The sequence below is a fragment of the Bradyrhizobium sp. CB3481 genome, assembly GCF_029714305.1.
In the GTDB taxonomy this organism is placed as follows: Bacteria; Pseudomonadota; Alphaproteobacteria; order Rhizobiales; family Xanthobacteraceae; genus Bradyrhizobium.
Map to the genome: position 1 here is coordinate 763,687 of NZ_CP121647.1, position 14,823 is coordinate 778,509.

11 protein-coding genes are annotated in these 14,823 nt (G+C 65.2%); 5 read left to right on the plus strand and 6 right to left on the minus strand.

Annotated elements, in window-relative coordinates; genetic code table 11:
- Positions 1-92: 92 nt before the first annotated feature.
- The 5 genes from QA643_RS03585 to QA643_RS03605 form a co-directional block, all read right to left on the minus strand.
- The gene (locus QA643_RS03585) at positions 93-854 is read right to left on the minus strand and encodes a TIGR02186 family protein (RefSeq protein WP_283034700.1); all 762 of its coding nucleotides are present in this window, start codon (positions 852-854) and stop codon (positions 93-95) included.
- A 17-nt stretch (positions 855-871) separates the two neighbouring features.
- Positions 872-1,798 carry a sulfite exporter TauE/SafE family protein gene (locus QA643_RS03590; protein WP_283031838.1) on the minus strand — a complete coding sequence of 309 codons (927 nt, stop codon included), beginning with the start codon at positions 1,796-1,798 and terminating at the stop codon, positions 872-874.
- Between the two features lie 216 nt (positions 1,799-2,014).
- A complete protein-coding gene (locus QA643_RS03595; RefSeq protein WP_283031839.1) occupies positions 2,015-2,830 on the minus strand; it encodes a hypothetical protein in 816 nt (271 codons plus the stop codon).
- Between the two features lie 294 nt (positions 2,831-3,124).
- On the minus strand, positions 3,125-6,484 hold the full coding sequence (locus QA643_RS03600) for a hypothetical protein (RefSeq protein WP_283031840.1): 3,360 nt from the start codon (positions 6,482-6,484) through the stop codon (positions 3,125-3,127).
- Positions 6,485-6,675: 191 nt separating this feature from the next.
- A complete protein-coding gene (locus QA643_RS03605; RefSeq protein ID WP_283031841.1) occupies positions 6,676-7,272 on the minus strand; it encodes a PadR family transcriptional regulator in 597 nt (198 codons plus the stop codon).
- Positions 7,273-7,401: 129 nt separating this feature from the next.
- Here QA643_RS03605 and QA643_RS03610 point away from each other — a divergent pair, with 129 nt between their 5' ends.
- The 4 genes from QA643_RS03610 (at position 7,402) to QA643_RS03625 (ending at position 13,394) form a co-directional block, all read left to right on the plus strand.
- A complete protein-coding gene (locus QA643_RS03610; RefSeq protein ID WP_283031842.1) occupies positions 7,402-7,788 on the plus strand; it encodes a nuclear transport factor 2 family protein in 387 nt (128 codons plus the stop codon).
- Positions 7,789-7,964: 176 nt separating this feature from the next.
- Positions 7,965-9,755 carry an acyl-CoA dehydrogenase C-terminal domain-containing protein gene (locus QA643_RS03615; RefSeq protein WP_283031843.1) on the plus strand — a complete coding sequence of 597 codons (1,791 nt, stop codon included), beginning with the start codon at positions 7,965-7,967 and terminating at the stop codon, positions 9,753-9,755.
- A gap of 63 nt (positions 9,756-9,818) precedes the next feature.
- A complete protein-coding gene (locus QA643_RS03620) occupies positions 9,819-11,027 on the plus strand; it encodes an acetyl-CoA C-acetyltransferase (protein ID WP_283031844.1) in 1,209 nt (402 codons plus the stop codon).
- Positions 11,028-11,180: 153 nt separating this feature from the next.
- Complete coding sequence (locus QA643_RS03625; protein WP_283031845.1) at positions 11,181-13,394, plus strand: FAD-dependent oxidoreductase; 2,214 nt, start codon at positions 11,181-11,183, stop codon at positions 13,392-13,394.
- Positions 13,395-13,572: 178 nt separating this feature from the next.
- Here the strand turns inward: QA643_RS03625 and gstA are convergent, their stop codons facing one another.
- The gene (gene gstA, locus QA643_RS03630; protein ID WP_283031846.1) at positions 13,573-14,187 is read right to left on the minus strand and encodes a glutathione transferase GstA; all 615 of its coding nucleotides are present in this window, start codon (positions 14,185-14,187) and stop codon (positions 13,573-13,575) included.
- 121 nt (positions 14,188-14,308) lie between these two features.
- Here gstA and QA643_RS03635 point away from each other — a divergent pair, with 121 nt between their 5' ends.
- Entirely contained in the window at positions 14,309-14,797 is a 489-nt protein-coding gene (locus QA643_RS03635; protein ID WP_283031847.1) for a MarR family winged helix-turn-helix transcriptional regulator, read from the plus strand.
- Positions 14,798-14,823: the final 26 nt, after the last annotated feature.

A 14,823-nucleotide genomic window follows, 5' to 3' on the forward strand; every position in this document is an offset into this window, starting at 1 on the left:
GAGCCGCGCAGCGGCGTCTCGAAGGAAGGATGGGCCGCGGGCCTCATGGTTCGAGACGCGCGAAGACGCGCTCCTCACCATGAGGGTTGAACTCAATCCTTCCTGAACACGATCGAAGCCATCCATCCCGTCATCAGCGCCATGAAGGCGGTGATCGCGCCGTAGACGAAGCCGTGCTGCTGCGCCGTGGTGGCGACGAACTGCTCGAAGCCGACCTTGACAATCTCGAATGCCGTATCGGTCTTTGCCACCAGCGCGCCCTCGGCGAACAGCTTGATCTCGACGTTATAGAGACCGATCGGCACTTCCGCCGGCAGCGGAATGCCGGTGCGGAACAGTGTCGGCGTCAGGAAGGTGACCGCCGAGGTCTCCTCGCGGTAGAGGCCATGCTGGCGGCGCAGCCGCACGAAGGCACTGCGGAACGCGTCATCAGGCACCACGTCGGCATAGTCGCCGCTGACGCGCTGGGTCAGCAGGACGTTGTTGAGGCCGAGCTGCTGCCGCCGCTGCACCTCGGGCGAGGCGATCGCGTCGAACGGACGGTTGGAGAACAGCGCCAGATAGGTCGGCACCCTCAGGAATTGCCGGTAGTCGGTGTTGATCCAGATCCCGAACCGCCGTTCCTTGCGGCGGGTGACCATGTCAGCACGCGGGCCGGCGACCGTCACCACCAGATCGTAGGTGCGGCCGGGCGGCGTGTTGGCGTCCTTCTCCACCGAGCCGAACAGCACCAGCTCCTCGCCGGAATAGTTCGGGGTCACGGTGACGCGGTGGTTCGACACCGACACGATCAGCCGTTCCGCCTGCACCGGAGAGGCCGCGAGCAGCGCGCCCAGCGCCAGCCATCCCAGCATGCGGGTGAGGCGTGCGGTCATCCCGTCCCCCCCGTTTCCCGCACGGTGAAGAGGTCCTCGGGCCGGATCACCAGCTCGACGGCGAAGCGGATGCCGACGGCCAGCACCAAGAGGCCGAGCAGCAGGCGCAGATGTTCGCCGCGGATCTTCTGCCCGGCGCGGGCGCCGAACTGCGCGCCGGTGACGCCGCCGACCATCAGGATCAGCGCCAGCACGGCGTCAACCAGATGATTGGTCACCGCGTGCAGCATGGTGGCGAACACCATGGTGACGAGGGTCAGCACCATTGAGGTGCCGATCACCGTCGAGGTCGGCACCCGCAGCACGTAGATCAAAAGCGGCACCAGGATGAAGCCGCCGCCGATGCCCATCACGGCGCCGATAAAGCCGATAATCAGCCCGATCACCACGACCGGAATGACGGACAGATAGATCTTCGAACGCTTGAAGCGCATCTTCAGCGGCAGGCCGTGGATCCAGACATGGCTGCCGGGGCGGCGCATGGTAACGGGGCCGCCCTTGCGGGCCCGCAGCAGCGCCCGCAGGCCTTCCCAGAACATCAGGCCGCCGACGGTGGTCAGCAGGATGACGTAGGACATCGCGATCATCAGATCGAGCTGACCGAGCGCGCGGAGCAGCGTAAAGGTCCACACCCCCAAAACTGTGCCTAGACTGCCCCCGGTCAATAAAACGGCCGCCAGCACCGGATCGATCGCGCGCCGTCGCCAATAAGAGATCGCGCCGGAGAACGAGGAGGCGGCGATGTGGCTGGCGACCGAGGCGACCGCGACCGCGGGTGCAATGCCGACGAAAATCAGTAGCGGCGTCATCAGGAAGCCGCCGCCGATCCCGAACATGCCCGAGACGAATCCCACCGCCGCGCCCATCGCCAGGATGAGGAAAACATTGACCGGGATATCGGCGATCGGGAGGTAGAGCTGCACGCGCGCCTGCTTTTGTAGCTTTGCCGCACGAGGCGGCCGGGGAGGCCGCTCGGGACGTGGTTTCTGTTGTGTTTGCCGGCAGTGGGCGCCGGTTCGCGCATGCATCATTGCGCGCGCAGCGCCGGTTCCCGCACCTTTGCATAACTGAATTCGCCGGGATGAGGCACTAAAAATGCCCGGGAAGGCAAATTTTTGCCTGATGAACCCGCGGTGGGCTCAGGGCTTGTCGATGGGGTCGGTGACGAGGTTCATCGCCAATGCCTGCCGGGAGCTGAGCCAGCGAATCTCCCGGGTTTCGGACATCGCCTCGACGATCGAGGACGAGACGCCCATTTTGGTCATATAGCCCAGCACCGTGCCCGATATCCGCTGCGCCTCCGCGACGGGATCGCTCACGGGCCTGGTTGTGACAAACCTGTGAACGCCGAGCGCCGAACCCAACACGCCGAAGCGGGGCTTGCCGCCGGCATAGGCGAGCACGCAGGCACTGGCGCAATAGGCCGGCTTGATGCGGCCGGAGGCGTCGGTGCTGCCGACCGCGGTCGCGAGCGAGCGCTGCCGGATGATCTCGCCCATGATCATGGCCTGGTTCAGATCGCCGCCGGGCGAGGCCAGCAGGACGATGTCGCCGGCGGCGAGATTGGCCTGCTCCAGCCTTGAGCGAAGCCAGCTCGCGGCGGCCGGGCCGATGGTGCCGCTGACGAACAGCGCGCGCTGGCCGCGGCTCGAGCCGTCGAGATAAAGCGTGTCGATCACTTCCGATGTCAGGCTCGGCGAGACGTATTGATCCTTCCAGTAGTGCCAGGCCTCCGGTCGCGACAGGTCCCGGTAGGCGCGAATGCCGACACTGGACAGCAGGATGAGGAAGACCGCGGCCGACCAGAAATGCCATCGGGGCCGCGGCGCCTGGCCCGGCGGTGACGCCATCCGAGGTGGTGGGACCTGACCGGGCGGAATGCGCGGCGGCGCGACCGCAGGACCCGTCGGCGACCTGCGGAAACCGTTTTCCCCCTGGTTATCTTTTGTCGACAATTAATCCTCTCTATCCGCCGGACCTTGTCAGAGGGCAGGTTGGCCTGAAGCAATACACGAATTCATCGTCGCGGATATGGCATAGCCGGTTCATGGGTCCCGGCTCTGCGTCGCGTCACTGCGTGCCGCAACGCGTCCGGGACACGAGAACATTTGAGCCAAACGGTCTCCGTTCCCCGGACGCAGCGCAGCGCCATAAGCGCGTTTACGCGTGTCTTCGACACGCTATGGCGACGCGCTGCAGAGCCGGGGTCCATGCGCGGCCTGCGGTGGCGATGTCGGCGGAGATCTTGATCAGTGGACGGCGGCGGTGCGCTTGGTTGCAGCCGGCTTGCCGGCGGGCTTGGCTGTCGCCGGCGCGGAGTCCCAGCCACCGGCGGGCGAGGCCACGTTGACGGCATCCTCGGGCTGCGGCTCGACCGTAAAGGTCTGGATCGCGAGCCGGGCCGCTGCCAACGATTGGGCGTCGAGCCGCTTGGCGACATCGTCGCGCTTGCGGCCGGCGTCTGCGTCACCCTGGGCGGCCGCTAGGCTGAACCATTTGAAGGATTCGGCGAGGTTCTGTTCGACGCCGATGCCGCGGGCATAGAGAATGCCGAGGTTGAACTGGCTGTCGGCGACGCCGCGGTCGGCGGCCTTGCGGAACCAGGTCGACGCGCTCTTGTAGTTGGCGCCCTTGCCGCCGCCATCGGCATCCAGCACGGCGAGGTTATGCATCGCCTTGGCGCTGCCGCGCTCGGCCGCCTGCAGATAGTAACGCCGCGCGATCTCGACGTCCCTTTTCACACTGAGGCCCTTCTCATAGAAGGTGCCGAGCCGGAACAGTGCCGGCACGATGCCGGCCTGCGCTGCGCGGTCATACCACTTCGCGGCTTCGTCGAGGTTCGGCGCAACGCCCTTGCCTTCGGCAAAGCGCACGCCGATCTCGTAGGCCGCGGTCGGGTCGCCCTTCAGCGCGGCGGTACGCAACGCCGGACCGCCAATCGCGTCGGGCAGCCGCTCGGTCGGCGGCACCGCGATCATGGCGAGCTTGCCGCCGGTCGCCGGCACCGTCGCGATCGCGCCGGTGATGTCGCTGGCCGCGGCCTGCGGCACCGTGGTCTGCGGCAGAACGGGCACCTGCGGCGGCGGTGCGATCCGCGCGCTGTCCAGCGTATTCGGTGCCGAGGAATTGTTCGACTGCTTCTCGACCGGCGTCGGCGAAATCATCATCGGTGCCGGGGCCTGCGTCGGGGCCATTGCGGGCCTGACGGTCTCCGCCGGCGCGGGCGCCTGTGCCGCCGGAGGAGCTGGCTCGCTCGGCTGCTCCATCATCGGCAGTTGCAGCACGCTGCCGGTATCGAGCAGCGTCATCGCCATCTTGAACGTGCCGAGCACGATCACGACCACGCTCGCGCCGACCAGCAGCGAGCGGATCTTGGAGGAGATGTTCGAGGGTGCCTTGTCGTCCGCCTTTGCCTTGGCCTTGTCGCTGCCCTTGTCCTTGGGCGCGGCCTTGGCTGCACGTCCGGCCTTCTCGGGCGGCGGCGCTGCGGCCGCGGCCTGCGCGGCGCGGCGGGCAGCGGCAATGAAGCTCGACGAACTGACCGGCTCTTTCGGCCCGGCCGCGATCTCGCTGATTGCGTTTTCGGAAGCTGCAATCCGTTCCGACGGCGTCGCCATCCGCGCGGGCGGCCGCGTGCCCGGCTCGAGCGGATGATCGGGCGGCAAGTCCGGCGCGATCACCGTGCGCGGCGCTGCGGCGTGCGGCTCCAGGATTTCGCTGATCGCGCGCGGCGGCACCGGCGGGGCGGCAACCGGCGCGGCGGGGGGCTGCGCCGCGTGGAAGTCGCGCGGGGCGGCGGCAAAGGCCTCCGGCGCCAAGGCCTGCAGTGCGGCAGGGTTCGGCAATTCCGGCTTGGTTTGCTGCGCATAGGTTTTCAGCGGCGTCGTCGGGCGAGGCAGTTCCTCGCTGATTTCGGCCGCTGCAGTCGAAAGGGCGGGTGTGGCAGCCGGTGCCGGACGAACCGTGCGCAGATCGCCTTCGATCATCGACAGGCGATCGACCACGTGGCCGAGCGTGCCGTGGACGGTTTCCAGCGATTCCTGCGTGCGGCGGTCAGTCTCCGACTGGCTGAAGCGGATGTCGGACAGTTCGCGCTTCACCAGATCGACGATGCCGGGATCCATCGGCTGCGCAGGGCCGCCGGCGTTGCTGCGGTTGGAATCGGCGAGCGCGACCAGGCTGGCGTGCTGGCGCTCCAGCGAACGCAGAATGTCGTGCAGGCCTTCCTCGACCCGTCCGAGATCGATGGCGGCAGGCGCTGCGGTACGGTCGTTGGAGGCCTCCAGGCGCTCCAGCAGATAGGACACGCGCTGTTCGAGATGGGCGAACGCGGACGCATTGTCGTTGCCGACCGGGATGCGATCGAGCCGTTCCGACAGCGTGCGCAGCGCGTTCTCGACATATTCCGAAGGCTCGCCCGCGGTGGCCGTCGGCCGGCTTTCCAGCGTCGAGGTCAGCGCGGCCAGGCGCTGTTCGAGCTGTCCGAAGGCGTCGCTGTTGCCGTCGAAGCGGGACAGCTGGTCGACCTTGGCCGACAGCGTGTGCACGTCCTCTGAGAGCCGGGCCAGCGCGTCGTTGGAGGCGACGTTGGAGACGATGCCGCGTAGCGCGGCAATCGCGCTTTCGAGCTGCTGCACGGTCGACGGATCGTCGTTGGTGCGCAGGATCATGTCGAGCTTGGCGCCGAGATTGCGGATCGCCTCGTCATAACCGGTGAGCTGCTCGGCGGGCGTGAGCGAGCCCAGCGCGTCGCGGATTTCACCGAGCGCGCGCTCTATATTGGCCAGCACCTGGCCGTCGGAGCCGTGCTGGCGGCTGTCGTCGATGCGGCGGGACAGCGAGCGGATTTCGTTCTCGAGCGATTCGATCTCGCGGCGCGGCACCGCTTCGGTGATGGCCTGACGGATCTCGGCGAGCTCGCTGCGGAAGGCGGCGATCGACTGCTCGATATGGTCGGGGCGCTGCAGCGCCTCGATCTGGCTTGTGATCTTGAGCAGGTGCCGTTCGAGCGAGGAAAAGTCCGGCCCCGCCGGCGCTGCCGGTTGCGCGGAATGCGGCTGTGCCGACGCGGCACCGCCATTGCGCGGCGGCATCTGGCGCGGCGGCGGGCTGTCGAGCTCGTTCTGGCGCGCGGTGATTTCGGCGATCGCAAAATCCATCGAGGCAGGGCTGAGCGGCGGCGCGGGACGATAGACCTGGGCGGCGGCGCGCTCGACCAGGTCAGTCTGGCGCTGCCTCTCCTGCACCTGGGCGTGCCGTGCCGGCGCGGAATTCGAAATCTGCGACAGCCGCGCGTCGAGGCGCGAAATGGCGTCGTTGAGCTGGCGGGCCACCGTCGGCTCGCCGCGCGGCGCCGGCCGCGAGATCTGCTCGATCTGCCGGGTAATCGAATCCAGCCGCTGGTGAATGTCGGCGACGTCGGGGACTTGCCGGCCAGCCGCAGCGGGCCGCTGCGCCGAAGACGCGCCGAAGCTGGACGATGCGGATTCGCCGAGGGTGGAATTGAGCCAGTCGTTTAGTGACATGCCGGAGCGGCGTGCAGCCGCCTCGGCCCTTTCGCGGACGGAAGGATCGATGTCGTCTACGCTCCACGATACGCGCGAATTCATGCTTTGGTCCGGTTCCGCTACGGCGCCCCCACCAGCGCCATCAGCCTCCCCGCGCGTCCCACTGAAGAGACAATCGAATTTTGCGCAGGTCGTCTGCCTCAGAACCTGACTTTTGTTCCTTACGGTAAATAACGGGTTAAGGAATGGAATGGCCCGCCGCAAAAGTTACCGGATGGGCCGTTCGGCGGCTCTCAGCCGTTATTTTCCCGCTTGCCGGCCTCAAGCGGCACGACCTTGGGCCGCTCTGTCCCCGATGACAGCGCCGACAATGCTTCGATCGCCTCTTCGCACCATTCCGCCACCGCGCGTTCATGGCTCATGCCGATGCGCAAGCCCAGCAGCTTGCCGACATCGGCCGGCGGCGCAATGCCGTCAGGGAAGCGCTTGTTGAGCAGGCGCTCGTAACGGGCGAACCGGTCGCGGTGATGTTCCAGCCGCGCCATCAGGTCGGTGCGCAGCGGTTCGATGTCGACGCTGTCGAGGGCGTAGAGCCGCACCAAGAGGTCGTCCTTGATCGAGGCGGGCACGCTCGGCCGCTTGGCCCAGTGCCGGAGCGCGGCCCGGCCCTCCGACGTCAGCGTATAGACCAGCTTGTTGGGCTTGCCAGATTGCACCACCTCGCGGCCCTGGATGTGGCCGCGGTCGCGCAGCTTGGTGAGCTCCCGATAGATTTGCTGGTGGTCGGCCTTCCAGAAGAATCCAATGGAATTGTCGAACGTCTTGGCGAGCTCATAGCCCGTCATCGGACGTTCGGTCAGGCAGGCAAGGATCGCATCGCCAAGCGCCATGACGCCGGCCTCCGGCTTTCAATTGTGATTTGACATTATGCATAAAGTTGCATATGCGTCAATGCGCATAAGCTCCGGAGAGGTGCATCCCCGGCGTCCAGCCCGTCATCGCCCGCGCAAGGAGACATGATGACCATGAGCGGCCTCGACAAGTGGTACGGCTACATGAAGTCGCATGACACGGCGGCGTTGTGGGACCTGTTGCACCCCGACGCGGTGTTCGAAAGCCCCGTCGTCCACACGCCGCAGCGCGGCCGCGACATCACCTTCAAATATCTGGCGAGCGCCGAAAAGGTGCTGGGCGGCCCCGGCTTCAAATACACCGGCGAATGGCGCAGCGAACGCGGCGCGGTCCTCGAATTCGAAAACGAGATCGAGGGCATCAAGATCAACGGCGTCGACATCATCACTTTCAGCGATGACGGTAAGATCACGCACTTCAAGGTGATGGTACGTCCATTGAAGGGAATCAATTTGCTGCACCGCTTGATGGGGGAACAACTCGCCAGGCAGTGATGAGAGGTGAGGGAGCAGCCGCGACCGCCGTTATGTCGCGATAGATGTCTGGAAATTTCGCTTACCTGCTCACTCCCTAGGACATCGGGAACCGGATAAGGTCGCTTTCCGGATCACCGTCATTTCAAGTCAAGCGCCGCCGCCATTTTCAAGCTTGCCGCTGCCGGGAGAACACCATGCCGATCTACAAAGCCCCCGTGGAAGACGTCACCTTCCTGCTCAACGACGTGTTCCAGATCGATCGCTACGACAATCTGCCCGGCTTCACCGATGCCTCGGCCGACGTGCGTGAGGCGATCATCGGCGAGGCCGCCAAACTTTCCGAAGAGGTGCTGCAGCCGCTCAACCGGGTCGGCGATCTCGAAGGCTGCAAGCGGCATGACGACGCCAGCGTGACCACGCCGAAAGGTTTCAAGGAAGCCTTCAAGCAGGTGGCCGAAGGCGGCTGGCTCGGCCTGTCGGCGCCGACGGAATATGGCGGCCAGGGGCTGCCGGTGACGCTGAGCCAGGTCGTCACCGAATTCCAGAGCGCGGCCAACATGGCGTTCTCGATGTATGGCGGCCTCACGATGGGCGCGACCGCGGCGCTTCTGGTGCATGGCGACGCTGAACAGAAGAAGACCTATGTGCCGAAGATGGTGGCGGGCCAGTGGACCGGCACCATGAACCTCACCGAGCCGCAATGCGGCACCGACCTCGGCCTCTTGCGCACCCGCGCGGCGAAGCAGGCCGATGGCAGCTACAAGATATCAGGCACCAAGATCTTCATTTCCGCCGGCGAGCACGACCTTGCGGAAAACATCATCCACCTGGTGCTGGCACGCATCGAAGGCGCGCCCGCCGGCATCAAGGGCGTGTCGCTGTTCGTGGTGCCGAAATTCCTCGTCAATGCCGACGGCTCGGTAGGTGCGCGCAATGGCGTGTCCTGCGGCTCGATCGAGCACAAGATGGGCATCCACGGCAATTCCACCTGCGTGATGAACTACGACAACGCCACCGGCTGGCTGATCGGCGAAGAGAACAAGGGCATGCAGGGCATGTTCGTGATGATGAACGAAGCCCGCCTCGGCGTCGCCGTTCAGGGCCTCGCGCAGTCCGAAGTCGCCTATCAGAATGCGGTGGCCTATGCGCGCGAGCGCCTGCAGGGCCGCGCGCTGACTGGGGCCAAGGAGGCCGACAAGCCGGCCGATCCGATCATCGTGCATCCTGACGTGCGCCGCGTGCTGCTGACCATCCGCGCCTTTAACGAGGCGGCGCGCGCCATGGTGGTGTGGACCGCGCTGAAGAGCGACGTCGCCCACCGCTCCGCCGATCCGAAGGACCGCGAGGCCGCCGACGACCATATGGGCCTGATGACGCCGGTCATGAAGGGTGTGATGACCGATGTCGGCTTCTCCAACGCCGTGCTGGCGCAGCAGATGTATGGCGGCCACGGCTACATCGCCGAGCACGGCATGGAGCAGTTCGTGCGCGATGCCCGCATCGCCATGCTTTATGAGGGCGCCAACGGCATCCAGGCGCTCGATCTCGTCGGCCGCAAGCTGCCGCGCAATGGCGGCCGCGCCGTGATGGCGTTCTTCGCCGAAGTCGGCGCCTTCGCCAAGGAGCATGGCGGCGACGAGGCGATGAAGCCGTTCGTCGCGCCGCTCTCGACCGCGCTCGGCCATCTGCAGCAGGCCACCGGCTGGCTGATGCAGAACGCCATGACCAAGCCCGACAATGCCGGCGCCGCCGCCACCGACTATATGCAACTGTTCGGCCTCGTCGCCTTCGGCTTCATGTGGGCGCGGATGGCGAAGGTGGCGCAGGACAAGATTGCGGCTTCCGGCACCACGCCGTACCTGAGCACCAAGCTGGTGACCGGCCGCTTCTTCATGGAGCGGATGCTGCCGGAAACCCACGTCCACCTCGCGCGTATCCAGACCGGCTGCGCCACGACCATGGAATTGGCGGCGGAAGCGTTCTGAGATTTTTCGCCGTTTCGCATCCTTTCGCCTATAATATTATGATCCTCATACCGGGAGGGCGTCATGCCTGAGGCATATATCTACGATCACGTTCGCACCCCGCGCGGCCGCGGCAAGGCCGACGGCGCGCTGCACGAAGTCACCGCGCTGGCGCTCGCCACCGTGCCGCTGCAGGCGCTGAAGGAGCGCAATAACCTTACTGAAGACGTCGTTGATGACGTCATTCTCGGCGTGGTCGATCCGGTCGGCGAGGCAGGAAGCGACATTGCGCGCTTCGCGGCGCTGAAGTCGGGTCTCGGCGAAAGCGTCCCCGGCGTGCAGATCAGCCGCTTCTGCGCCTCCGGTCTCGACGCCGTGAATTTCGCCGCCGCCCAGATCATGAGCGGCCAGCATGATCTCGTGATCGGCGGCGGCGCCGAATCGATGAGCCGCGTCGGCATCGGCGCGTCCGGCGGCGCCTGGCCGATGGATCCCTCGATGGCGGTGCCGGCCTATTTCATGCCGCAGGGTGTCTCGGCCGATCTGATCGCTACCAAATACGGCTTTTCGCGCGACGACGTCGATGCCTATGCGGTGCAGAGCCAGCAGCGTGCGGCGAAGGCCTGGGACGAGGGCCGCTTCAACAAGTCGGTGGTGCCGGTCAAGGACATCAACGGCCTCACCGTCCTCGCCAAGGATGAGCACATGCGCCCGACCACGACCATGCAGTCGCTGGCGCAGTTGCAGCCATCCTTTACCGTGATGGCCCAGATGGGCGGCTTCGACGGCGTCGCGATCCAGTCGCATCCCGAGATCGAGCGCGTCAATTATGTCCACCATGCCGGCAATTCCTCCGGCATCGTCGATGGCGCGGGCGCCGTGCTGCTCGGTAGCAAGGAGGCCGGCGCCAAGCATGGCCTGAAGCCGCGTGCCAAGATTCGCGCCTTCGCCAATATCGGCTCCGAGCCCGCGATGATGTTGACCGGCCCGGTCGACGTCACCGAAAAGCTGTTCACGCGTTCCGGCATGAAGAAGTCGGACATCGATCTGTTCGAGCTGAACGAGGCCTTTGCCTCGGTCGTGCTGCGCTACATCCAGGCGTTCGACATCGACAATGCGAAGATCAACGTCAATGGCGGCGCCATCGCGCTCGGCCATCCGCTCGGCGCGACTGGCGCTATGATCCTCGGCACCGTGCTCGATGAGCTCGAGCGCACCAACAAGTCGACCGCGCTGGTGACGCTGTGCATCGGCGGCGGCATGGGGACCGCGACGATTATCGAGCGAGTGTAACTGCCGTAGGGTGGGCAAAGGCGCTCTTGCGCCGTGCCCACCATCGCGAACTCCGCAAGAAATGGTGGGCACGCTGCGCTTTGCCCACCCTACGAGATCGAGAATTCAACCGCCGCGCCTGAGATCGGCTGCCGGCACCGAGGGAGCAACCAAATGGCCTTCAAGAATTTCAAGCTAGAGACCGACGCCGACGGCATTGCGCTCGTCACCTGGGATATTCCCGGACGTTCGATGAACGTGCTGGACGAGACCTCGACCAGCGAGCTCGAGGAAATCCTCAAGCAGACCACGGCTGATGCCGCGGTGAAGGGCGTGGTCATCACGTCAGCCAAGGACGCGTTTTGCGCCGGTGCCGATCTTTCGATGCTCGAAGGCATGAACCAGGAATATGCCAAGGTCCTGAAAGAAAAGGGCGAGGTCGCGGCTAACCAGATGCTGTTCGACCAGAGCCGGCGCTTCTCGCTGGTGCTGCGCGGCATCGAGACCTGCGGCAAGCCATGGGCGGCCGCGATCAATGGGCTCGCGCTCGGCGGCGGTTTTGAGGTGACGCTGTCCTGTCACTATCGCGTCGCGGCGGAGAATCCCAAAACTCGCCTCGGCCTGCCCGAAGTCAAGGTCGGCCTGTTCCCCGGCGCCGGCGGCACCCAGCGCGTGCCGCGTCTGGTGCCGCCGCAGGATGCGATGACCATCCTGCTCAAGGGCGATCCTGTGACCGTCGAGAAGGCGAAGTCGCTCAACCTGATCCACGCCATCGTGCCTTCAGCCGATCTGATCAAGGCCGCCAAGGACTGGATCAAGGGCGGCGGCAAGGCCGTCGCGCCCTGGGACGAAAAGGGCTTCAAGCTGCCGGGCGGGCCGGTGTTCTCCAAGGCCGGCATGATGATGTTCCCGGCCGGCAACGCGATCTACCGCCGCGAGACCTACGACAATTATCCGGCGGCGCGCGCCATCATGAGCTGCGTCTATGAGGGCCTGCAGCTGCCCATCGACGCCGCGCTGCGCGTCGAATCGCGCTACTTCACCAAGGTGCTGCGCTCCAAGGAAGCGGCGGCGATGATCCGCAGCCTGTTCCTGTCGATGCAGGAATTGAACAAGGGCGCGCGGCGTCCGCAGAGCGTGCCGCCGACCAAGGTGAAGAAGATCGCCGTGATCGGCGCCGGCTTTATGGGCGCCAGCGTCGGCTACGTCTCGGCCCGCGCCGGGCTCGACGTCATCCTGATCGACCGCGACCAGGAAAGCGCCGACAAGGGCAAGGCGCACGCCAAGAGCGTCATCGACGGCCTGATCGCCAAGGGCCGCGCCAAGCCGGTCGAGGCCGACGCCATCATGGCGCGCATCACGCCGACCGCGGATTATGCCGCGCTTGGGGATTGCGACCTCGTGATCGAGGCGGTGTTCGAGGACCGCAAGGTCAAGGCTGATACCTTCGCCAAGGCCCAGCAGTACCTCAAGGCGGACGCGATCTTCGCCTCCAACACTTCGACGCTGCCGATCACCTCGCTGGCCGAGAGCTTCAAGGATCAGGGCAAGTTCGTCGGCATCCATTTCTTCTCGCCGGTCGAGAAGATGATGTTGGTCGAGATCATCCTCGGCAAGAACACCGGCGACGTCGCGCTGGCGACCGCGCTGGATTACGTCCGCATCATCGGCAAGACGCCGATCGTCGTGAACGACAGTCGCGGCTTCTATGCTAACCGCTGCGTCGGGCGCTACATCGCCGAAGGCAACGAGATGTTCCTGGAAGGCGTGCCGCCGGCGATGATCGAGAACTGCGCCAAGATGGCCGGCATGCCGGTCGGTCCGCTGTCGCTGTCGGATGAAGTCGCGCTCGACCTCGGGCTCAAGGTCATGAAGGCGACGGAAGCCGATCTAGGCCCGAACGCGATCAACCCCGATCAGAAGAAGCTGATGGTTGAGATGGTCGAGAAGCAAGGCCGCCTCGGGCGCAAGAATGCCAAGGGCTTTTACGACTATCCCGAGAAGGGCAAGGGCCAGAAGAGCCTGTGGCCGGGGCTATCAGCCTTGCAGCCGAAGCAGCTCGACCCCGACACGCTCGACGTCGAGGAGCTCAAGCAGCGCTTCCTGGTGGTGCAGGCGGTGGAGGCCGCGCGCACGGTGGAGGATCACGTCATCACCGACCCGCGCGAGGCCGATGTCGGCTCGATCCTGGGCTTCGGCTTCGCGCCGTTCACCGGCGGCACGCTGTCCTATATCGACTTCATGGGCGCGCGGAAGTTCGTCGAGCTCTGCCACAAGCTCGAAGCCAAATACGGCTCCCGCTTCACCCCGCCAAAACTGCTGGAAGACATGGCCGCCCGCGGCGAAACCTTCTACGGCCGCTTCGCGCCGAAGAAGGCGGCGGCGTAGGCCTCTTTCGGTCGTCATTGCGAGGAGCGACAGCGACGAAGCAATCCACCTATCCGTTATGTCGCGATATGGATTGCTTCGCTTCGCTCGCAATGACGGAAAGCGCTATCAGGGCTATGCCCAAACAAAAGAGCCGGATCATCGATCCGGCCCTTTTTCATTCCAGTTGCTGACCGCCTCACGCCGCCTTCAGCAGCCCTTCCTTGCTCATCGCTTCCTGCACCTTCGGGCGGGCGGCGACGCGGGCCTTGTAGGCCAGCAGGTTCGGCATCTCGGACAGATCGAACTTCAACCGGTCGGTCGCCCACATCAGCATGGTGAACAGGTAGCCGTCGGCAACGGTGAACTGCTTGCCCATCAGGTAGTCGCGCCCGGCAAGCGCGGTTTCCAGATATTTGAACTTGGCCATCGCGCGGTCCTTGAAGAAGCCCTTGGCTTCCTCGGCGAGCAGCGGCGAGAACATCGGTCCGATATTCTTGTGCAGCTCGGTCGTGATGAAGTTCAGCCATTCGAGCAGCTTGTAGCGCTCCTGCGCGTCGCGGGCGGGCGCCAGGTCCTTGCCCGCCTTGTCGGCGATCATCTGGACGATGACGGGCCCCTCGGTCACCAGTTCGCCGGATTCGAACTGCACCACCGGCACCTGGCCCTTGGGATTGACCTTCAGGAAATCGTCACCGTTTTCCAGTTTCTTGGCGCGCAGGTCGACCTTGACCAGTTCGTAGGGCAGACCGGCTTCCAGAAGGGCGATATGGGGGGATAGCGAGCAAGCGCCCGGGGAATAATATAGTTTCATGGGTTTTTCCTTCCCTCGCAATTGTCGGCGGACCGACTAAATGCATCTGCATGGAATAGTCAAGATTGATGCACCTGCATTTAGTGGGGTACACTGATCAGCGATAGATACGGACCGGATTATGAAACGCAAACCATCGACCGAGGCGACTGCCGCCTGGATCCGCCTGATGCGGGTGCAGAGCCGGGTGCTCGACGCTGTCGAGCAGGATTTGAAGAAAGCGGGCTTTCCGCCGCTGGCCTGGTATGACGCGCTGCTGGAACTGTCGCGCGCGCCGTCCGGCGAGATGCGCCCGGTGGAACTGGAAAAGCAGATGCTGATCCCGCAATATTCCACCTCGCGGCTGATCGACCGCCTGGTGGACGAGGGCCTGGCGGCGCGGCGCGAATGCAAGATCGACAAGCGCGGCCAGTTCGTCGAGATCACCGAGGCCGGGCGCGAACTGCAGAAGAAGATGTGGACCGCCTATTCTGCGGCAATCGAAAAGCACGTCGGCTCAAAACTCTCCGATGCCGACGCCGTGAAGCTGTGCGGTCTGCTCGACCGGCTCGGCTGCTCATGCTCCGACGTCAAGGCGGCCGCTGCCCGCGACGGCGTGCCGGCGCGATGACGGCCCTCACACCTTTCGTTATTGCG